Genomic DNA, 20,905 nt, shown 5'->3' with positions numbered 1-20,905 from the left:
GGCGAGGCATCAGCGCTGCGACGGCCCCCAATATCCCAGGTCCTTGCGGATCTGCAGGTCGCGCACCCAGCTGCCGAAGGGCTTGCGCCGCAGCACGCCCATTTCACCGGACAGGAAATCCTCGGTGGCGGCGATCACCCGCTCGCTGGACAGGCCATCGCGGTACGGATGGATGGCGTCGGCGTAGCGCACGATCTCCGCCTGCAGCGCGGCGTCGGGATGCAGCGCGCGCTGCAGCATCGCCGGCAGCTGCGCCGGGTCGCCGAAGTCGATCATGTGCGGCTTGGGCACGCGGTTGCGGAAGGTCACCACCGGCTTGTGCTGGACGATGAACTCCGAAACGATCGACGAGGTGTCCGACACCAGCACATCGGCGGCGCGCTGCGCGGCCATCACCTGCTCCGGCTCGATGAAGCGGGCATGGGCACCGGCCAGCGCGCGGTAGCGCTCGAACAGTTCCGGTGGGCACTTCGGGTGCAGGGTCAGCAGCCAGTAGCGCTCACCGCCAGCGATATCGGCGGCGATCTGCGCATGCAGGTGGGGCGCTGCGCTCAGGCGCTCGGTGAAGGTCGAACCGAACAGGATCACCGGGCGCCCGCCCGCCGCTGCGCGCAGCGCGGCGCTCTCGCCACCGTCGTCGCGGAACAGCGGGTCGAGCTTCGGCCAGCCGGTCTCGGCTACGGCGAAGTGGCCCTGCAGGGCGGCGATCTCACGGAACGGCGCGGTGGTGGCCGGCCCCTGCGTGCAGTACAGGTCGAACATGCCGCGCACCCGGAAGTGGCCGCGCGCACTGTCGCGCTTCTCCACGTTGAAGCCATGGAACAGCTGTACCTTGGCGCCGGACAGGAAGGTCGGCACCCAGTTGGCGGCGCTGAACACGGCACGCGGCCGCATCGCCAGGGCCTGTTTCAGTCCGATGTTGGGCACGTCCGGCAGGCTGCTGGCGGCCGCGCCGTCCTCGAACCAGGCCGCCACCTCCTGCCCGGAGGCGTGCAAGGCCTGCGCCAACGGGGCGAGAATAGGCAGCGCATAGCGCTCCGTCGCAAACAACAGGTACCCGGCCATCATGTCCTCCACGACCGCTCCCATCGAACGGCCTCGCATCTCGGCCTGCATTATCGCGTTCAACGAGGCCGGCCGCATCGGCGACTGCCTGGCCTCGCTGGCCTTCTGCGACGAAATCATCGTCGTGGACTCGTACTCCACCGATGCCACCCTGGCCATCGCCGAGGCCGCAGGCGCCCGCGTGCTGCAGCGCGCGTTCGATGGCTTCCGTAGCCAGAAGGCCTACTGCGTCGAGCAGGCAAGCCACGACTGGGTGCTGTGCCTGGACGCCGATGAGCGGATCAGCCCGGAACTGCGCGCAGCCATCGAACAGGCCCGCGACGGTGGCTTCGCCAGCCATGCCGGCTATCGCTTCGCGCGCCTGTCGGAGTACTTCGGCAGGTTCCTGCGCCATGGCAATGCCTACCCGGACCGGGTGATGCGCCTGTTCGACCGCCGCCGCGGCGGCTGGCGCGGCAAGCGCGAGATCCACGAGGCGGCCAGCGTCGACGGCAGCGTCGGCACCCTGCGCGGCGACCTGGTCCATTACCCGTACCGCTCCCTGCAGCAGCAGCTGGCCAAGACCGAGAAGTACGCGCGGATGATGGCCGAGCACGAGTTCGCACGCGGCAAGCGGGCCACGCTGGGCAAGCTGGTACTGGCGCCGGCCTGGCGGTTCTGGCGCGGCTTCGTGTTCCGTGGCGGCTTCCGCGACGGCTGGCACGGCCTGGTCTACGCATACGTGCGCGCCAACTACGTGCGGCAGAAGACCATCATGCTGTGGATGCTGGGCAACGGCCAGCCCGTGGCCGACCCGCCGATCCCCTGATCGCCGGGCCCCGCCCGGCGCGCCGACGCATCACGAGCCGGTGATCGCCCGGTGGCGCGCGCCTTCGACGATCGACAGGCCGGTCAGCAGCCCGACCAGGGTCACGTAGAAACTGGCCGTCATCTGGTGCGCGAACATTGACTGGGTCAGCCCGCACAACGCGTAGGTGATCACCAGCATGACGCCGGCAGCGGCCGGCCCGCGGAAGGTCGCCCGTCCGCTGCGGCGATGCAGGCGCACGAACAACCACAGCGGGATGCCATACACCGCCAGCAACAGCAGCAGGCCCGGTACACCCTGGGTCGCCGCCCATTCGGCCATGTCGTTGTGGGCATGCCCCAGGTGGCAGCGCAACTCTTCCGGGTTCTCCCGGCAGACCGGCACGCGCTGCATCGCGCTGTCGAAATGACCGATGCCAACACCCACCAGCGGATGATCGAGGAAGGTCTGCCAGGCTACCTGCAGGCGCTCGACGCGGGCACCGGCGGAAGAATCACTGTCGCCCAGCTCCATCCGCTGCACGTCGCTGTGCAGCTCGCTCAGGCGGACCTGGTGGCGCAGCTCCGGCACCGACAGCAGCAGCGTCGCACCGATCGCCAGCATCCCGGCCAGCACCGACAGGCGCGCCGCACCGGTACGCCAGCGCAGGCTCAGCGCCAGCACCACCAGCAGCGCCAGCAAGGCGGCGAACACACCGCGGCTGCCGGTCAGCACGATGGTGCCGCAACCGGCGGCCATGCCGAGGATCACCAGCGACCAGCGCCGCGACGGCCGGCAGAACACCAGCAGCACCATCAACACCATCACGATGTCGGCCAGCACGATGGCGTTGGTGAACAGCTCCGCGCGCGGGGCGCCGCCCAGCACCTGCCACAGCGACATCACGAAGGTGGCGAGCAGGCCGGTCAACGAGCCGTACCAGAGCCACCGCAGGCTGGGACGCAGCGCGCAGATCCACAGCGCGATCCATGGGATCACCACGAACCGCGAACGGTTGTCGACGTCACGCAGGCCCTGTTCGAACAGCACCACCGACAGTACGCCGAGCGCCAGCACCGCCAGCATCAGCCAGACCAGCACTTTCACCGGCTGGCCGGCCATGCCCCGCGCGCGCCACAGCAGCTCCGGCGCCAGCAGGGTGCTGAGCAGCAGCAGGAGACCATACGGCAACAGGTTGATCGGCACGGTCAGCACCAGTGCCGGCAGGCAGAACAGCCCCAGCTGGGCCAGCCCGTGTGCAACCCCGTGACGCCCACCGACGGGAACGCCCAGCGGGTCGCCGGCCATGAGGTTCAGGTTGTCCGGTGAAGCTGGCACGTCGGGAAGTATCGCTGCAATATGCTGGAAGAATGGGACAGGCCAACGCGGGCCGTCCCAGCCTGCTGTTTTACTGCCTTTGGACCCGCTTGGGCAGACTGGACAAGCGGAAATCGTGCTGGCTAGTCATGTTCCTGCAAACGCCGTTCACGTTCCCGCTCCTCGGCAGTGACCACGCACGGCACCGTCACCGCCGCCGCCGGCACCAGCCACCAGCGCCGCCGGTTGGACACGCCGGCCAGTTCGGAGCGGTTGCGGTCGACGCACGACAGCATCGCGTACTCGTGGACCAGCAGCCAACGGCGCCCGGGCGCCAGCCGCTGCCAGCGCGTGGCCGCCACCAGCTGCTCGTCCCAGTCAGTCTCGAAACCGAAGGTCGCTGCGGGACGGTCGGCCAGCAGCAGGTGCTGTTCCTTCCAGGCCACCAGCCCCAGCTCGGCATCGGGGCCCAGGCGGGTACCGACCGTGCGCATCAGGCCACGGGCCGAACTGGAATCGTTCAGCAGCGGGTAGCCGACCAGGCTGTACAGCACCCAGACCGCCGCCAGGGTCGACACCAGCGCAAGGTGCCGGCGACGGCCACAGGCCAGCAGGCTCAATCCGCCCCACAGGCCCATCGCCAGGATCGTCCACGCCAGCGCGTCGACGGCCCCGGGGGCGAGCCCGCGGCTATGGGTCAGGCGCAGCTCGAAGGCCGGGTCACCCAGCACCGCCATCGCGCCAGCCACGGCCAGGCCCAATGACAGCAGGCCGGTGAACAGCCCGACCACGGCCTGCACATCGCGTCGCTTCAGCAACCCCGGCAACAGCGGTGCCAGCACCAGGCAGAACATCGGCAGCGCCGGCAGGATGTAGACGTCGCGCTTGCCGGCGGGAATCGAGAAGAACAGCACCACCATCAGCCACCAGGCCAGCGGCAGCAGATAGCGCGCGTCGCGGCGTTGCAGCCGGCGGCGCCAGGCCGGAATCGCCCAGGGCAGGGCCAGGAATGCCGGGATCCACATCAGCGGCATCGTCGCCAGGAAGTACCAGGCGGGCTGGTGGTGATCCCAGGAATGGGTGTAGCGCCGCGCCGTCTGCTGGAACAGGATATCGTCCATGTAGGCGCGATATTCGTCCGAGCCGGTGGCAAAGCCGGCCAGCAGCATCGGCGCCAGCCACAACGACACCGCCAGCAGGAAGGCCAGCGGCGCCAGCCAGAAGCGCGCGTCGCGCGCGTGCAGGCCCACCCGTGGCCACCGCAGCGCCGTGGCGATTGCCGCGGGCACGATCATCAGCAGCGCCAGCATGCCCACGCCCTTGGTGATCACGCCGATGCCGGCGAAGAACCAGCCCAGCCACCACCAGCGCCAGGCAGGCCCCAGCAGCAGGTGGCGCAGCAGGCCGTAGTTGGCCAGGGTGATGAACAGCAGCAGCAGGGGATCGATCTGCGCCTTCTTCGCCTGGAAGGTGAACTGCAGCGCGAACAGCAGCGCCCAGCCGGCATACAGCCCCACCCGCCGCGTCCACAGCCGCCGGCCCAGGTCGACCACGCACCACAGCGTGCCCAGTGCCGCCAGCAGCGACGGCAGCAGGAAGGCCACGCGCCACTGCCCGACCAGGCTGTACAGCGTGGCCTGCCACCACATCAGCATCGGCGGCTTGTCCGAGTACAGCTCGGTCCCGCGGTGCGGGAACAGCCAGTGGCCGCTGTCGAACATCTGCTTGGCCACCAGCGCGAAGCGCGGCTCGTCCGACGGCCACGGATCACGAAGGCCCAGCCCGGCCCCCAGCACCAGCAGGGCCATCACCACGAACAACCACGTCTCGCGCGACGCGCGGGATTTCAGCATGGGACTCGCAACGTCAGCGGGGGGTCAGGCAGTTTTTAGCAGACGCGCGTAAAAGAAACCGTCAGCATCGTTGTCACCCGGCAGTCGCTGGCGCGCGATCCCCTCGCAGTCCAGGCCGAATCTGTCATCCAGCGGCTGTGCCACCGCGTCCGGATGCCACTTCAGGAAGGCCCGCACCTGATCGATGTTCTCGGCGCGCAGGATCGAACAGGTGGCGTACAGCAGCACGCCGCCCGGGCGCAGCATCGACCAGCAGGCCTCCAGCAGGCGGGCCTGCACGCCGACCAGCGCATCGATATCCTCGGCGCGGCGGTGGAACATCACGTCCGGCTGGCGGCGGATCACGCCGGTGGCCGAACACGGCGCATCCAGCAGGATGGCGTCGAACGGTGTGCCATCCCACCACGCACCGGGGTCGCTGGCATCGGCCACCCGGGTCTGCGCGCCCTCACCTACACCGGTGCGGGTGTAGGTATCGCGGGCACGCGCCAGGCGACGCGCATCGATATCCAGCGCCAGCAGGCGCAGGCTCGGGTCACGCTCCAGCAGGTGCGCCGACTTGCCACCCGGTGCCGCGCAGGCGTCCAGAACGCGGGCGCCGGACGCCGGTGCCAGCGCGTCCGCCGCACATTGCGCCGACAGGTCCTGCACCGACAGCGCACCGTCGGCGAACCCCGGCAACTGGTTCACCGCGATGGGCGCCACCAGGCGCAGCGCGTCGGCGCTGAGCGGGCTGGCTTCGGCAGCAATGCCGGCCTCGGCCAGCGTGGCCAGCGCCTTGTCACGGCCCCCCTGCTGGCGGTTGGCACGCAGCCACAGCGGCGCCGGCTGCAGGCTGGCAGCAAAGATCGCCTGGGCCTGGGACGGCCAGTCGCGCTCGACGGCATCGGCCAGCCACGCCGGAAAGGCGTCACGCGCAGGCTGCTCCGGGAACCCCTCGCGCTGCGCGCGGCGCAGGATCGCGTTGACCAGCCCGGCCTGGCGCTCACGGCCCAGCGCGCGGGCGGCGTCGACCGTGGCCGACAGGGCCGCATGCGCCGGCAGTTCCAGCACGTCCAGCTGCGCGAAGCCCACCATCAGCAGCGTGCGCAGATCGGCATCACGCGCCGACAGCGGCTTCTGCATCCACGACTGCAAGGCAGCGTCGTAGGTACTGCGGCGGCGCAGGACTGCAAAGCACAGCGCTTCCAGCAAGGCCCGATCACGACTGTCGGCCAGCTTGGGCAGTGCCCAGGCCAGTTCCGCCTTCAGCGAGCGGCCACGGGTGAACACCTGCGCCAGTACGCGTGCGGCCAGCATGCGGGTGGCCGCGCCCGGCGCCGCCTTGGCGACGGAGAAATCATTCTGCTTCGACACCGCCTATGCCCCCACGTGCAGGTCGCGGCGGGCATTGAGGTAGTCGGCGGCGGTGATCGCCTTGCCGCCTTCGCGCTGCAGCGTGCGCAGGCGCAGCGCGCCCTGGCCGCAGGCGATGTCGATACCATCGCGGCTGGCCGCCAGCACCGCCCCCGGCGCCTGGCCGTGGGCCAGGTCAAGAGCGACCGCGCCGTGGATGCGCACGCGCTCGCCGGCCAGCGTGGCCTCGGCGATCGGCCACGGATTGAAGGCGCGCACGGTGCGCGCCAGGGCATCGGCGTCCTGCGCCCAGTCCAGGCGGGCTTCGGCCTTGTCCAGCTTGTGCGCGTAGGTCACGCCCTGCTCGGGCTGCGGCCGCGCGATCGGCTTGATGCCGGCACGCAGCAGGCCCAGGCCGTCGGACAGCACCTGTGCGCCCAGTTCGGCCAGCTTGTCATGCAACTGGCCGCCGGTATCGGTGGCCGCGATCGGCAGCTCCTGGTGCAGCAGCACCGGGCCGGTATCCAGGCCGGCTTCCATCTGCATCAGGCACACGCCGGTCTTTGCGTCACCGGCCTGGATCGCGCGCTGGATCGGCGCGGCACCGCGCCAGCGTGGCAGCAGCGAGGCATGCACGTTCCAGCAGCCGTGGGTCGGGATCGCCAGTACCGCCCTGGGCAGGATCAGGCCGTAGGCGACCACCACCATCAGGTCCGGCTGCAGGTCGCGCAGCTGCCGCTGGGCAGCTTCATCCTTCAGCGATTCGGGCTGGTAGACCGGAATGCCACGGGCCACGGCTTCGAGCTTGACCGGCGACGGTGCCAGGCCACGGCCGCGCCCGGCCGGGCGATCAGGCTGGGTATAGACGGCCACGACCTCGTGGTGGCGCGCCGCGGCGCGCAGCGACGACACCGCGAATTCCGGCGTACCGGCAAAGACAATCCTCATGGCTACCCCACTTGCAGGATGGATTCGTGCAGGAAAGAAAACGGCGCCGTCGGCCGGCGCCGTACAGCCCGCGCGCGTCGCGCAGGCACGGGCCGCCCGGAGGGCGGCCCGGATTGGCGATCACGCCACGTGCTTGCGCTGCTTGGCCAGCTTCTTGCGGACCATCTCGCGCTTGAGCGGCGACAGATAGTCGATGAACAGCTTGCCGTCCAGGTGGTCCATCTCGTGCTGGATGCAGGTGGCCAGCACTTCACCGGCCTCCAGCTGCTGCTCCTGGCCGTTGCGGTCCAGGTACTTCACGGTGATGGTGTCAGCGCGGGTCACGTCGGCGAAGATGCCCGGGACCGACAGGCAGCCCTCCTGGTACACCCGGCCCCCGTCCTTGGCGACGATTTCCGGGTTGATGAACACATGCGGTTCATTCTTCTCTTCGCTGACATCGATGACCATGAAGCGCTTGTGCACGTCCACCTGGGTGGCGGCCAGGCCGATGCCCGGGGCGTCGTACATGGTCAGGAACATGTTGTCGATCAGTTCCTGGAAGGCCGGCGTGGTGACTTCGGCGGCGTCGATCAACGCAGCCTTGGTACGCAGGCGCGGATCGGGGAACTCGAGAATGGGGAGAAGGGCCATGGCTGTTTCCGGGTAGGGGGCCGGCACGCCGGCATACGTCGCAGATTCTAGCTCCAACGCTTGCCTTGCGCCCCGGTTTCTGGACTATAGTGCGTGGACCTGTTGGGGAATCAGGGCTTCACACCTATGTTGCTTCGTTTTCGTACGGTCGTCGCCGCGGCGATGCTGACCGTGGCTGCCTATGCTACCGCCGTGGAAGTGAATGGCGGGCACCCGGACACCTATGTGGTCCGAAAAGGGGATACGTTGTGGGATATCGCCGCACGTTTCCTGCAGAAGCCTTGGCTGTGGCCGGAGATCTGGCAAGCCAATCCGCAGATCGCCAACCCGCACCTGATCTATCCAGGTGACGTGCTGAGCCTGGCCTACCTGGACCGGGTGACCGTGTCCCAGGCCGGTCCGCGCCAGGAGGCCCCGATCGACGCCATTCCGCTGGCCCAGGTCGAGCCGTTCCTGAAGCAGCTGAGCGTTGTCGACAGCGTCAAGCAGCTGCCCTACGTCGTCGGCCTGGAGGACAGCCGCCTGCGCGTGTCCGGTGGCGACACCGTCTACGTGCGCCTGGCGGATGCCCAGGTGGGCCAGCGCTGGGCCGTGGTACGCCCGACCGTGCGTTACGCCCAGCCCAAGCCGACCGAGGACCTGACCGCCAACGGCGACGTCACCCCGGGCAGCGGCAACCTGTGGAAGGCCTACAACGCACCCAACGCACGTCGTGGCGTGCTCGGCTACGAACTGGCCCAGGTCGCCACCGGCACCATCACCCAGATCGCCGGCGGCAAGGTCGAGGCCTCCACGCTGGTGCTGGACAAGAACGTCGGCGGCCGCGAAGTGCGCGCCGGCGACCGCCTGGTGCCGGTCGAAGCCCGGCCGTACGACCTGCAGTTCGTGCCCCACGTACCCGCTGCGGGTGTCGAGGGCGTGGACGTGCGCGTGCTGGCGGTCACCGACATGTTCACCGCCGGTGGCCCACGCGACGTGATCGCGATTTCGGCCGGCCGTGCCCAGGGCGTGGACAACGGCACCGTGTTCTCGCTGTGGCGCCCGGGCCGGCATGTAGCGCACCGCATGAAGTACCCGACCTCCTCGCGCATGGACGACTCGCTCAGCACCGGCGCAGGCCGGGTCTCGCTGCCGGATGAATATGCCGCGCATGCGATGGTGTTCCGCACCTTCGACAACGTCAGCTACGCGCTGGTGATGCAGGGCGTGAAGCCGGTGCAGGTGGGTTACAACGCGCTGCACCCGGACGCGAAGTAACGGTTGCCGGACTGCCCCGGCCACCACTGGAGTGCCGGCCGCGGGCCGGCAGGCACCTCCGGCAAAACCTGACAGCCACATGCGAAGGCGCCCTAGGGCGCCTTTGTTGTGTGCGGCCGATAGTGGGGGATGACCACACATGCATACGAGGCGCTGCTGCGCCTGTTGATGGCGGGAGGCGCACTGGCGCCCCGACGGGCCCTGCTGCAGGCCGCGGGCGATGCGGAAACCGCCATCGCGCAAGGCACTGCGACCTGGCGTGCGCACGGTTGCACGCCGGAGCAGTGCGCCGCCCTGGAACGCGTTGATACCCGGGCCTGGACAGCCGCCCGGCGCTGGCTGGAACAGGACAACCATCACCTGCTGTCGTGTACCGATCCGGCCTTTCCGCCATCACTGCTGGATGTACCCAACCCGCCGCTGGCGCTGTTCGTGGCCGGTGATCCCTGCCTGGCCTGGCGCCCTTCGGTGGCGCTGGTCGGCAGCCGCTCGCCCACCCCGGGCGGGCGTGCACTGGCCGCGCGTTTTGCCGGCTGCTTCGTCGAGGCCGGCCTGGCGGTGACCAGCGGCCTGGCCGCAGGCATCGATGCGGCCGCGCACCAGGCTGCGCTGGAGGCCGGCGGCTGCACCATGGCAGTGATCGGCACCGGCCCTGACCGGGCCTATCCGGACAGCCACGCCCGGCTGCAGGCGCGGATCGCCGCCGAAGGCGTGGTGCTCAGCGAGTACCTGCCGGGCACGGCTGCCCGCCCCAGCCACTTCCCTGCGCGCAACCGGCTGGTGGCCGGACTGGCGCTGGCCACCGTGGTGGTCGAGGCCGCACAGCGCTCGGGCGCGCTGATCACCGCGCACCTGGCCGCCGAGGCGGGCCGCGAGGTCTGTGCCCTGCCCGGGTCGGTTCTCAACCCGCGCGCGGCCGGCTGCCATCGCCTGATCCGCGAGGGCGCGGCGCTGGTCGAGCGCCCCGAGGAGGTCCTGGAACTGCTCGCCCCCGCCCTTCGCCAGCAGCTGCCGGGCTTGCAATCGCGGTTGGCCACCCCCACTGAACAGGCACCGCCGGCGCTCCTGCCGGCGCGCTGGGCCGGCGACCCTGACTACCAGTGCTTGTGGCGGGCGCTGGACCACAACCCAAGCGGTATGGATTCACTGATCACGCGTTGTGGATTGACGGCGTCACAGGTGTCCTCCATGCTGCTGGCCATGGAACTGGCGGGAATCGTGGTGTGCGTACACGGCCGCTACTGTCGAACTCCCTAGTTTCTTCACCTCCACAGCGTCGCGCGACGCAGGCCGAGGGGCAATGAAAGAGAGCATCCTGGATGTACTGCTGTACCTGTTTGAACACTATTTCAGCGAAGATGCGGACCTGATCCGTGACCGCGATTCGCTCCAGAACGGCCTGATCCAGGCCGGTTTCAGCCCCACCGAGATCAACAAGGCGTTCGACTGGCTCGATGCCCTGGCCGCGCAGCGGCCGAGCGTGGCCCAGGCGCGGGTCGATGGCCCCGTGCGCATCTACCACGGCCCCGAGCTGGACAAGCTGGACGTGGAATGCCGCGGCTTCCTGCTGTACCTGGAACAGCACGGCATCCTCGACGCCGACCAGCGCGAGCTGGTGCTGGACCGGGCGATGGCCCTGGACCAGGACGAACTGGACCTGGACGACCTGAAGTGGGTCGTGCTGATGGTGCTGTTCAACCAGCCCGGCTCCGAAGCGGCCTACGCCTGGATGGAGACGCAGATGTTCATGGACGAGCCAGAACCCCTGCACTGACCGTACACTTGGGGGCATAGCGTATTCAGGAGCGTCCCCGTGAGCGAGTGGTTCCACGCAGAAGGCAACCGGCAGCAAGGCCCGCTGCCGGCGGAACAGTTGGTCGAGTTGTTCCGCAACAACCAGATCTCCCTGGACACCCTGGTCTGGCGCGACGGCCTGCCGCAATGGCAGCCGTTGCGCAGCGTGGTCGATGAGCTGGGCCTGATCGTGCCGGCGCTGGACGTCGCCGCGCCGGCCGTGGAACCCGAGCCGGAGCCCGAACCGGAACCGGTCGCGCCGCCGCCGCCGCAACCACCGGTGCTGCCGCCGTCCACGCCCTATGCCACGCAGACCCCGGCCGGGGTGCTGCCGCCGCCGAAAAAGAAGCTCTCCGGCTGCGCCCTGACCGCGATCATCGGCGGCGGCCTGCTGCTGGTGCTGGTGCCGGTCATGGCCATCCTCGCGGCGATCGCCCTGCCTGCCTACAACGACTACACCGTGCGTGCCAAGGTTGCCACCGCGGTCAATGCCCTGCAGCCGCTGAAACAGCAGGTGCAGCACTTCGCCGACGACGAAGGCCGCTGCCCCGGTGCCAACGATGCCGGTTTCCCGGCGCCGGGTGATTTCACCCAGGCCGGCCTGTCGGCGGTGAACATCGGCCGCTTCAACAACGGCCACTGCGGCATCGAAGCAACGCTGGCCGTGCCCGGCAAGAGCCTCGATGGCGACCTGCTGTGGCTGGAATATGATCGCGACAGCGGCCGCTGGGAATGCAGCGGTGAAAGCGACGACAAGTACCTGCCGCCGTCGTGCCGCGGCTGAGCCACGTGCACGGCAGCACCTCCAAGGACGATCCAACAGGGAACATGCAATGACCGAGTGGTACTACGCCGAAGGACAGCAACGCCAGGGCCCGCTGCCGGTCCAGGAAATCCGCCAGCGCTTCCAGCGGGGCGAACTGAACCTGGACACCCTGGTCTGGCGCGAAGGCATGGCCCAGTGGGCTGCACTGCGCCAGGTGGTCGATGAGCTCGGCCTGCAGACACTGGCCGATGCCAGCACGGCCACCGCCAGCGGCGGCTTCGACCTGCGCGGCGACTACGCCGCCATCGACAACGGCACTGCACCGCTGCCTGGCACGGGTGCGCTCAGCAGCTCGCCCTACAGCGCCCCGGCCGCTTCCGGTGCCGGTGGCCCGCAGCCGGTGATCGGCGGCGAGGTGGTCTACGCAGGCTTCTGGAAGCGCGTAGCGGCGTACATGATCGACTACTTCGTGCTGGCCATTCCGGGCGGCATCATCGGCGCCATCATCGGCGTGGTGCTTGGCGCCAGCATGGGCGCGGTGGGCAGCGGCGAGACCTCCATCGAAATCGTCGCGCAGGTGGCCAGCGCGCTGATCAACATGGCCATCGGCGTTGCCTACTACACCTGGTTCCATTCCTCGCAGGGTGGCGCCACGCTGGGCAAGATGGCGGTCGGCATCAAGGTCGTGCGCAGCAACGGCGATCGCCTGACCAAGGGCCGCGCCTTCGGCCGCTACTGGGCCATGCTGCTGAGCAGCTTCACCCTCGGCATCGGCTTCCTGATGGCCGCCTTCACCGAGCGCAAGCAGGGCCTGCACGACATGATCTGCGACACCCTGGTGGTCGACCGCTGGGCCTACACCGACCAGCCGCACCTGCAGCGCCATGAGCTGGGCACGGTCACCATCGTGATCCTGGTGCTCACCGGCCTGCTGGTGCTGGCGGGCCTGGTGGTGCTGGTGGCCGCGGTCGGCTTCATCGCCAAGATGGCCTCATGAACGGCCATCCTCACGTCTGGCTGCTTGACAGGGGCTGGCCGGGCGTGATTCCTCTAATAAGGTGAAACCTGAACGCCCGGCACACTACCGGGCGTTCAGCGTATTGATTTGTCCGTGGCCGCTTCACTAATGCGGCCGTTTGCTCCACCCTAGCGGCCCCTCCCCTGCGGCTCGCCCCACAGACACTGCTGCCATGCCCAAGCACCTGCTCATCGTCGAATCGCCGGCCAAGGCCAAGACGATCAACAAATACCTCGGCAAGGACTACACCGTCCTGGCCTCGTATGGGCATGTGCGTGACCTGATTCCGAAGGAAGGCGCGGTCGACCCGGACAACGGGTTCGCCATGCACTACGACGTGATCGACAAGAACGAAAAACATGTCGACGCGATCGCCAAGGCCGCCAAGGGCGCCGACGACATCCTTCTGGCGACCGACCCGGATCGCGAAGGTGAAGCGATCAGCTGGCATATCGCCGAGATCCTGAAGGAACGCGGGCTGGTCAAGGACAAGCCGATGCAGCGCGTGGTGTTCACCGAGATCACCCCGCGCGCCATCAAGGAAGCGATCAGCCAGCCGCGCGCGATCGCCAGCGACCTGGTCGATGCCCAGCAGGCGCGCCGCGCGCTGGACTACCTGGTCGGCTTCAACCTGTCGCCGGTGCTGTGGCGCAAGGTCCAGCGCGGCCTGTCCGCCGGCCGCGTGCAGAGCCCGGCGCTGCGCATGATCGTCGAGCGCGAGGAAGAGATCGAAGCCTTCATCGCCCGCGAGTACTGGTCGATCGCCGCCGAGTGCGCACACCCGTCGCAGCACTTCAACGCCAAGCTGGTCAAGCTGGACGGGCAGAAATTCGAGCAGTTCACCATCACCGACGGCGACACCGCCGAAGCCGCCCGCCTGCGCATCCAGCAGGCCGCGCAGGGCTCGCTGCATGTCACCGACGTGGCCAGCAAGGAGCGCAAGCGCCGCCCGGCGCCGCCGTTCACCACCTCCACCCTGCAGCAGGAAGCCTCGCGCAAGCTCGGTTTCACCACCCGCAAGACCATGCAGGTGGCGCAGAAGCTGTACGAAGGCGTGGCGATCGGTGACGAAGGCACCGTCGGCTTGATCTCGTACATGCGTACCGACTCGGTGAACCTGTCGCAGGACGCGCTGGCCGAGATCCGCGACGTGATCGCCCGTGATTACGGCATCGCCTCGCTGCCCGACCAGCCGAACACCTACCAGACCAAGTCCAAGAACGCCCAGGAAGCGCACGAGGCGGTGCGCCCGACCTCGGCCCTGCGCACCCCGGCCCAGGTGGCGCGCTTCCTGACCGACGACGAGCGCCGCCTGTACGAACTGATCTGGAAGCGCGCCGTCGCCTGCCAGATGATCCCGGCCACGCTCAACACGGTCAGCGTCGACCTGTCGGCTGGCAGCGAGCACGTGTTCCGTGCCAGCGGTACCACCGTGGTGGTGCCCGGCTTCCTGGCCGTGTACGAGGAAGGCAAGGACAACAAGAGCGCCGAAGACGAGGACGAAGGCCGCAAGCTGCCGGCGATGAAGCCGGGCGACCGCGTGCCGCTGGAACGCATCCAGGCCGAGCAGCATTTCACCCAGCCGCCGCCGCGCTACACCGAAGCGGCGCTGGTGAAGGCGCTGGAAGAGTACGGCATCGGCCGTCCGTCGACCTACGCCTCGATCATCCAGACCCTGCTGTTCCGCAAGTACGTGGAAATGGAAGGCCGCAGCTTCCGCCCGTCCGACGTCGGCCGCGCGGTGTCCAAGTTCCTGTCCAGCCACTTCACCCAGTACGTGGACTACGACTTCACCGCCAAGCTCGAAGACGAGCTCGACGCCGTCTCGCGTGGCGAAGAAGAGTGGATCCCGCTGATGGCCCGCTTCTGGGAGCCGTTCAAGGAGCTGGTGGAAGACAAGAAGGAATCGGTGGACCGCGCCGAGGCCAGTGGCGCGCGCGAGCTCGGCACCGACCCGAAGACCGGCAAGCCGGTCAGCGTGCGCCTCGGCCGCTTCGGGCCTTACGCCGCCATCGGCAGCACCGCCGAGGACGCCGAGGAGAAGCCGAAATTCGCCTCGCTGCGCCCCGGCCAGTCGATGCACACCATATCCTTGGAAGACGCGCTGGAACTGTTCCTGATGCCACGCGCGCTGGGCGAGGACAACGGCGAGCCGGTCAGCGTCGGCATCGGCCGCTTCGGCCCGTTCGCCAAGCGCGGCAGCACCTATGCCTCGCTGAAGAAGGAAGACGACCCGTACACCATCGACCTGGCCCGCGCCGTGTTCCTGATCGAAGAGAAGGAAGAGATCGCGCGCAACCGGATCATCAAGGAGTTCGAGGGCAGCGACATCCAGGTGCTGAACGGCCGCTTCGGCCCGTACATCAGCGACGGCAGGATGAACGGCAAGATCCCCAAGGATCGCGAGCCGGCATCGCTGACCCTGGCCGAAGTGCAGCAGCTGATGGAAGAAACCGGCAAGCCCGTGCGCAAGGGCTTCGGCGCCAAGAAGGCTGCCGCGAAGAAGGCACCGGCCAAGAAGGCGGCGGTGAAGAAGGAAGCGGCGCCGAAGAAGGCCGCAGCCAAGAAAGCGCCTGCCAAGAAGGCGGCGAAGAAGGCCGTGGTAAAGAAGGCCGCTGCAAAGAAGGCACCGGCGAAGAAGGCCGTCAAGAAAGCCGCGAAGTAGATTCACGCCATGCGTGGATAAGGGGTAGTGCCGGCCGCTGGCCGGCAACATCCAGAAGCACCCGATGCCGGCCAGCGGCCGGCACTACCGGGCCAGGGTCCACCCCTTCTGCACGCCGCAGGGGGATAATGGGGGCCCACGTCGGGCCGGTCGCCGCCATGAAAGAACTCACCCTGGACTCTGCTGTCGCCACGCTCCGCGCCGGCGGCGTGATCGCCTATCCGACCGAAGCGGTCTGGGGCCTGGGCTGTGATCCCTCGCATGAGGCGGCGGTGCACATGGTGCTGCGGCTGAAGCAGCGCCCGATCGAGAAGGGCATGATCCTGGTCGCCGCCGAATTGTCGCAGCTGGAGGGCTGGGTGCGCCTGCAGGCGTTGCCCGATGCCCGCCAGCGCGCGGTGCTGGCCAGCTGGCCGGGTGCCAACACCTGGATCCTGCCGGCCGGTCCGCGCGCCCAGCCCTGGATTACCGGCGAGCACAGCGGCATCGCCGTGCGCATCAGCGCGCACCCGCTGGTCGCCGCACTGTGCCGCGCCTGGGGCGGGCCCCTCGTCTCCACCAGCGCCAACCTGGCCGGTGAACCACCGGCACGCAGCCGGGCCGAGCTGGATCCACGCCTGCTGCGCCTGCTCGATGGCATCCTCGATGGCGAAACCGGCGGCCTGGCCCAGCCCACCCCGATCCGCGACGCGCTCAGCGGCAACGTGCTGCGCTCCTGAGCGGACGATTGCACTGCCACGCACAATCACGCACCCTGCCGCCATGAACCTGCTGCGCACCGCCCTGGGCCTGTGCCTGCTGCTGCCATGGACCGCACCGGCCGCCGAGGACGTGCGCGTCTACCGCTGCGTCGCCAGCAATGGCGCCGTGGCCCTGCAGGACAGGCCCTGCAGCAGCGGCCGGCAGGAGGTGCGTGACCTGCAGCGCCCGCGCGATCCGGCACCCCGGGTGGTGCGCAGTGACGCCCCTCCCGCGGTGCCCAGCGAGGTTCCGGTGATGCGCGATCGCGAAGTCCGCCACGTCTACATCCAGCCGCCACAACCGTTGTACGAGTGCGTGAGCGACGACGGTCGCCGCTACACCAGCGACAGCAACGAGGGCAATCCACGCTGGGTCCCGTTGTGGACCAGCGTGTGGCTCCCGCACGGGCACCACGGCGCGGTCCATCCCGGTCCACGCCCGGGCTTCGGCACGCCGGTCGGTGCGCCGATCGGTGAAGGCGCAGGCTACCGGCCGCCTGCGGTGGGCGTCGGCGTGCAGGTGCCGGCCGGCAGCGTGCTGGTCCGTGACAGCTGCCATGCGCTGCCGCCGCAGGACGTCTGTGCGCGCCTGCGTGACCGCCGCTGGGAACTGGACCGCCGTTACAACAGCGCGCTGCAGAGTGAGCGCACCGCCATCAGCAATGAACAGCGTGGCATCGACGCGCGCCTGTCGCGGGACTGCGAACGCTGAGCGCGATGCCTGCCGGGGCATGTACGCTGTGCGCATGAAGAACCTGATCTGGCTGGCCCTGGGCCTGTTCGCCGGCAACGCGTTGGCCGACGACGGGGTGATCTACCGTTGTACCTCCAGCAGCAGCGATGTGCCCACCCTGCAACGCACGCCCTGCCCTGCCGGCAGCAAGCAGCAGGTGGTGAGGGTGCCGGCCAGTGCTCCGCCGGCGCCGGCCTCAGCGGCACCCGTGCCGGCCGCGCCCGGACCGGCCGCGGCCACTGCGCCGTCCGTTCCCGCACCCGCGCCTCGTCGCCCCGGCGAAGGACGCACGATCATGGAAGCTGGCATGGTCGAACGCGAAGGCGGCGATCTGATACTCGACAGTGCATCGCTGCCGCGCCAGGCCGATGCCGCGCCGGACAGCAATGCGCCGCCGAAGCCGCCGCTGCCACCGATCTTCCAGTGCACCGACAGCCAGGGCGGTGGCTACCTTCACGAATACGAAGCCGCCCCCGGGCGCTGCGAACTGATGACCGTGCAGGGACTGGGCGGCGCCACGCCGGTCAATGCCGCCGGCTGCGAAGTGGTGCGCGACCGCTGCGAGGAACTGCCGGACGCGCAGCGCTGCAGCAGCTGGCAGCAACGCTTCCGCGACGCACGTGGCCGTGAGCGGTTCGCCTCGCCGGAAAACCGCGACAACGCCCGTGGGGAACGCGAACGGCTGCAGGGCGTGCTGGAGGCCAGCAACTGCCCGGTACCGGGGTGACAGCCACCCGGTAGTGCCGGCCGCTGGCCGGCAATCGCAGGATCTTCAAATGATTCCAGTTGCCGGCCAGCGGCCGGCACTACCTTTTGGAAGATCAGAACCCGTAGCGCAGGAAGCCGCCATCCACCGCGATGCATTCGCCGGTGACATAGCTGGCCGCCGGCAGGCACAGGAAGCCGACGGCTGCGGCCACTTCCTCCGGCTCGCCGATGCGGCGCATCGGCGTGCGGTTGATCACTTCCTCGTAGTAGTCCGGGTCCGACAACGGACCGGACGTGCGCCGCGTGCGGATGTACCAGGGCGCCACCGCGTTGACCCGGATGCCATCCTCGGCCCACTCGACGGCCAGGTTGCGGGTCATCTGGTGCATCGCCGCCTTGGTCATGCCATAGACCACGCCACTGCGCACATGGGTCAGCCCGGACACGCTGCCGACATTGACGATCGACGACGACGCGTGCCGGGCCAGCAGCGGATGCGCGTAGCGCGACAGCTCGAAGGCCGAGAACAGGTTGGTCTCGAAGATCTTGCGCCATTCGTCCTCGGAATATTCCGTGGCCGCCTTGGTGACGTTGCCACCGGCATTGTTGACCAGGATGTGCAGGCCATCGCTGTGATCTTCCACCCAGTCCAGGATTTGCCGACGGTCCTCGTCATCGGAGACATCGGCCGCCAGTGCGTGCACCTGGTGCTGCGGATAGACATCCAGCAGTTCGTCGCGCGCCGTTTCCAGCATGTCGATGTCGCGGCCGACGATCATCAGGTCGGCGCCGAGGCCAGCCAGTTCGTGCGCAATGGCCAGGCCGATACCGGCGCTGGCACCCGTGATCAGGGCCGTCTGGCCGTCCAGGCGCCACCGTTGCTGGGTCATGAGTCCTCCGGGGCCGCGCCCGCTGTGTTTCGATGCCGCAAGGATACGCGCTCACGGCAGCGCTCGGCCGGGGATGCGACACTTGCCCATACGCCCACCGCGGAGAGCCGCCATGCGCATCCTGATCCTGTCCACGTCGCTGCTGGCCAGCCTGCTGCTGGCGGCCTGCCAGCGGCCGCCCACGCCGAACCCGGAGAAGCCACCGGTGCCACGAGCGATGTCGCGTGCGATCAACGACCCGCTGGACCGCGCCAAGGACGTGCAGAAAACCGTCGATGATGCCGCTGCGCGTGAGCGCAAGGCCGAAGCAGACGCGAGGCAATGACCTGTGGGGTCAGAGACCTTTGTGCTGCCAAGGAATCCGACCCCATGAACGAAAACGCCCGGCCAGAGCCGGGCGTTTTCATTCGGTACCGTTGCCGATCAGAATCCGCAGAAGCAGTACGCCAGCGCCTTCACCGGAGCGCCATTGCCCTTCTCGCGGGCCGCGTTCTCGACGAAGCGCAACTGAGTGTCCACTTCCGGCATCGTGCGTGCCAGCATCATCCGCGCCATCCCCGAATCGGACAGCATCCAGGCACCGGCGCTGCTGCCGGCGAAACCGCTGACGAACTGTGCGAACGGCGTGGCTGCCTTCTCGATGTAGCGCACGCGATAGGCATCGGCCTTGCCCAGCTTGGCGCGGCTGGCCGCATCGGCCACCGCGTCCTTCAGGCCACCGAAGGCGTCGACCAGGCCGCGTTCCTTGGCCTGTGCACCGCTCCACACGCGGCCACGGGCGACCTCGTCCACGGCCTCGACCGGCTTCTTGCGGGCGTCGGCGACACGGCCGGTGAAGTCCGCGTAGCCCTTGTTGATCACCGTCTGGATGACCTGGCCGACGGCCGGGTCCATCGGGCGGGTGACATCGAAGGCGCCGGCGAAGCGGGTGGTGCCGACACCGTCGGTGTGCACGCCGATCTTGTCCAGCGCGCGGCTGAAGTTCGGCACCATGCCGAAGATGCCGATCGAACCGGTGATGGTCGACGGATCAGCATAGATGCGATCGGCGTTCATGCTGATCCAGTAGCCACCGGAAGCGGCCAGATCCCCCATCGACACCACGACCGGCTTGCCAGCGGCCTGCAGGGCTACCACTTCACGACGGATCTGCTCGGAGGCGAACACTTCACCGCCCGGCGAATCCACCCGCAGCACCACCGACTTCACGTTGTCGTCGTCGCGCGCGGCACGCAGCAGCGCCGAGGTCGACTCGCCACCGATGCGGCCGGCCGGCAGGTCACCGCCACTGATTTCGCCGGCGGCCACCACCACGGCCACCTGCGGACGCGAGTCCACCGGGTTGCGGCGCGCGTCGAGCAGGGCCAGGTAGCGGCCGAAGTCAACGTTGCGGAAACCACCGTCGGCATCCTCGTCGGCCACACCGCGCTCGATCATCAGATCCTCGAATTCCTCGCGGGTCTTCAGCGCGGTCACCAGCTTCTGCTGCAGGGCGAACTTGGCCAGGTCACCACCGGCGGCAGCGATGCCTTCCGGCAGGGTGTCGATGCCGGCGGCCAGCTGTGCCGGATCCAGGCGGCGGGCCTTGGCGATGTCGCCCAGGTAGCGCTGCCACACGTCGTTCATCCAGAACAGGTCGGCTTCCTTGGAGGCCGGCGACGCCGCGTCGAGCACGTACGGCTCGGCCGCGGACTTGTACTCGCCCACCTTGAACAGGTGCACGTCCACGCCCAGCTTGTCCTGCAGGCCGGTGCGGAAGTACTGGCGGTAGCGGCCGAGGCCTTCGAGCACGACCGAACCCATCGGGTCCAGGTAGACCTCGTCGGCCTGCGCGGCCAGCAGGTACTGCGACTGGCCCATGCTCTCGCTGTAGGCCACCAGCTGCTTGCCGGAGGCGCGCAGGTCCTGCAGCGCGGCGGCCACCTCACGCAGCGAGGCGAAACCGGACGGCTGCAGCTTGTCCAGCTCCAGCACCACGCGTTCGATCTTCTTGTCTTCCTTGGCCGACTCGATCACCCGCAGCAGATCGCGCAGCTGGATCTCCTCGGCGCCGTTGTCACCCACCGCCTTGGCCAGCGCGCGGCTGACCGGGTCGGCGCTGAACTGCTCGACCAGGCGGCCTTCCGGCGCGATCACCAGCGTCGTGCGGTCCTGCAGCGACTTGCTGGCACCGGCGCCCATGCCGGCGGCGATGACGAACATCACCAGCAGCAGGAACAGCAGGCCGAAGAACACCAGGTTGAGGATCAACCGGCGGGTGAAGTTCATGACGTCCCACAGCCCGATGAAGAAACTGGCGACGGGGTTGCGACGCGCCGGGGGCAGCGGGGGCACGGGTTGATTCATGGAACGCTCCGGATGGCTTCTTGCCGTGGTACCAGCATAGCCGGTGCCGC

The 20,905-nt window shown here is 68.7% G+C and carries 19 protein-coding genes; 11 read left to right on the top strand and 8 right to left on the bottom strand.

All coding sequences use genetic code 11. The annotated features are described in order from the left end of the window. Nucleotides 1-9: 9 nt before the first annotated feature. Nucleotides 10-1,068 (bottom strand): CDP-glycerol glycerophosphotransferase family protein, encoded by a 1,059-nt coding sequence (locus AC5P98_RS07880; protein ID WP_049408634.1) that lies wholly within the window; start codon nt 1,066-1,068, stop codon nt 10-12. On the opposite strand from AC5P98_RS07880, the gene AC5P98_RS07875 reads away from it, so the two are divergent. Further along, nucleotides 1,067-1,873: a glycosyltransferase family 2 protein gene (locus AC5P98_RS07875; protein ID WP_049408636.1), complete on the top strand. Its 807-nt coding sequence runs from the start codon at nt 1,067-1,069 to the stop codon at nt 1,871-1,873. The two genes, AC5P98_RS07880 and AC5P98_RS07875, sit on opposite strands and share 2 nt — an antisense overlap. A 30-nt stretch (nt 1,874-1,903) precedes the next feature. Here the strand turns inward: AC5P98_RS07875 and AC5P98_RS07870 are convergent, their stop codons facing one another. The 5 genes from AC5P98_RS07870 to def form a co-directional block, all read right to left on the bottom strand. After that, nucleotides 1,904-3,160, bottom strand: a complete 1,257-nt coding sequence (locus AC5P98_RS07870) for an O-antigen ligase family protein (protein WP_049408637.1) — start codon at nt 3,158-3,160, stop codon at nt 1,904-1,906. A 152-nt stretch (nt 3,161-3,312) separates the two neighbouring features. Continuing rightward, nucleotides 3,313-5,022, bottom strand: coding sequence for an ArnT family glycosyltransferase (locus tag AC5P98_RS07865; protein ID WP_049408639.1), 1,710 nt, complete (start codon nt 5,020-5,022; stop codon nt 3,313-3,315). A gap of 24 nt (nt 5,023-5,046) precedes the next feature. Next, nucleotides 5,047-6,378, bottom strand: coding sequence for a 16S rRNA (cytosine(967)-C(5))-methyltransferase RsmB (gene rsmB / locus AC5P98_RS07860; protein ID WP_049408641.1), 1,332 nt, complete (start codon nt 6,376-6,378; stop codon nt 5,047-5,049). Between the two features lie 3 nt (nt 6,379-6,381). Next, nucleotides 6,382-7,305 carry a methionyl-tRNA formyltransferase gene (fmt, locus tag AC5P98_RS07855; protein WP_014648563.1) on the bottom strand — a complete coding sequence of 308 codons (924 nt, stop codon included), beginning with the start codon at nt 7,303-7,305 and terminating at the stop codon, nt 6,382-6,384. Between the two features lie 120 nt (nt 7,306-7,425). After that, nucleotides 7,426-7,938, bottom strand: coding sequence for a peptide deformylase (def, locus tag AC5P98_RS07850; RefSeq protein ID WP_014648564.1), 513 nt, complete (start codon nt 7,936-7,938; stop codon nt 7,426-7,428). Between the two features lie 126 nt (nt 7,939-8,064). Here def and AC5P98_RS07845 point away from each other — a divergent pair, with 126 nt between their 5' ends. The 9 genes from AC5P98_RS07845 (at nt 8,065) to AC5P98_RS07805 (ending at nt 17,638) form a co-directional block, all read left to right on the top strand. Continuing rightward, complete coding sequence (locus AC5P98_RS07845; RefSeq protein WP_032958270.1) at nt 8,065-9,195, top strand: LysM peptidoglycan-binding domain-containing protein; 1,131 nt, start codon at nt 8,065-8,067, stop codon at nt 9,193-9,195. A 129-nt stretch (nt 9,196-9,324) separates the two neighbouring features. Beyond that, nucleotides 9,325-10,452: a DNA-processing protein DprA gene (gene dprA / locus AC5P98_RS07840; RefSeq protein WP_049408643.1), complete on the top strand. Its 1,128-nt coding sequence runs from the start codon at nt 9,325-9,327 to the stop codon at nt 10,450-10,452. 43 nt (nt 10,453-10,495) lie between these two features. Next, entirely contained in the window at nt 10,496-10,969 is a 474-nt protein-coding gene (locus AC5P98_RS07835) for a DUF494 family protein (protein ID WP_005419622.1), read from the top strand. 39 nt (nt 10,970-11,008) lie between these two features. Next, complete coding sequence (locus tag AC5P98_RS07830; RefSeq protein WP_014648567.1) at nt 11,009-11,773, top strand: pilin; 765 nt, start codon at nt 11,009-11,011, stop codon at nt 11,771-11,773. Between the two features lie 49 nt (nt 11,774-11,822). After that, nucleotides 11,823-12,752 (top strand): RDD family protein, encoded by a 930-nt coding sequence (locus tag AC5P98_RS07825; RefSeq protein WP_049408647.1) that lies wholly within the window; start codon nt 11,823-11,825, stop codon nt 12,750-12,752. A gap of 193 nt (nt 12,753-12,945) precedes the next feature. Beyond that, nucleotides 12,946-15,438 (top strand): DNA topoisomerase I, encoded by a 2,493-nt coding sequence (locus AC5P98_RS07820; RefSeq protein ID WP_049408649.1) that lies wholly within the window; start codon nt 12,946-12,948, stop codon nt 15,436-15,438. A gap of 128 nt (nt 15,439-15,566) precedes the next feature. Then, entirely contained in the window at nt 15,567-16,157 is a 591-nt protein-coding gene (gene tsaC, locus AC5P98_RS07815) for an L-threonylcarbamoyladenylate synthase type 1 TsaC (protein ID WP_080053022.1), read from the top strand. A gap of 43 nt (nt 16,158-16,200) precedes the next feature. Next, on the top strand, nt 16,201-16,890 hold the full coding sequence (locus AC5P98_RS07810; protein WP_049408651.1) for a hypothetical protein: 690 nt from the start codon (nt 16,201-16,203) through the stop codon (nt 16,888-16,890). 34 nt (nt 16,891-16,924) lie between these two features. Then, nucleotides 16,925-17,638, top strand: coding sequence for a hypothetical protein (locus AC5P98_RS07805; RefSeq protein WP_041864295.1), 714 nt, complete (start codon nt 16,925-16,927; stop codon nt 17,636-17,638). A gap of 94 nt (nt 17,639-17,732) precedes the next feature. Here the strand turns inward: AC5P98_RS07805 and AC5P98_RS07800 are convergent, their stop codons facing one another. Continuing rightward, nucleotides 17,733-18,509: an SDR family oxidoreductase gene (locus AC5P98_RS07800; protein WP_014038643.1), complete on the bottom strand. Its 777-nt coding sequence runs from the start codon at nt 18,507-18,509 to the stop codon at nt 17,733-17,735. A gap of 112 nt (nt 18,510-18,621) precedes the next feature. Here AC5P98_RS07800 and AC5P98_RS07795 point away from each other — a divergent pair, with 112 nt between their 5' ends. Beyond that, on the top strand, nt 18,622-18,834 hold the full coding sequence (locus AC5P98_RS07795) for a hypothetical protein (RefSeq protein ID WP_049408653.1): 213 nt from the start codon (nt 18,622-18,624) through the stop codon (nt 18,832-18,834). A 98-nt stretch (nt 18,835-18,932) separates the two neighbouring features. On the opposite strand, the gene sppA is transcribed toward AC5P98_RS07795, so the two are convergent. Next, nucleotides 18,933-20,855 carry a signal peptide peptidase SppA gene (gene sppA, locus AC5P98_RS07790; RefSeq protein WP_049408655.1) on the bottom strand — a complete coding sequence of 641 codons (1,923 nt, stop codon included), beginning with the start codon at nt 20,853-20,855 and terminating at the stop codon, nt 18,933-18,935. Nucleotides 20,856-20,905: the final 50 nt, after the last annotated feature.

The sequence above is a fragment of the Stenotrophomonas sp. YJH_SMC_135 genome, assembly GCF_059372355.1.
The sequence above is the reverse complement of the archived record's forward strand: the minus strand, read 5'-3'. Positions and strand labels throughout refer to the sequence as shown.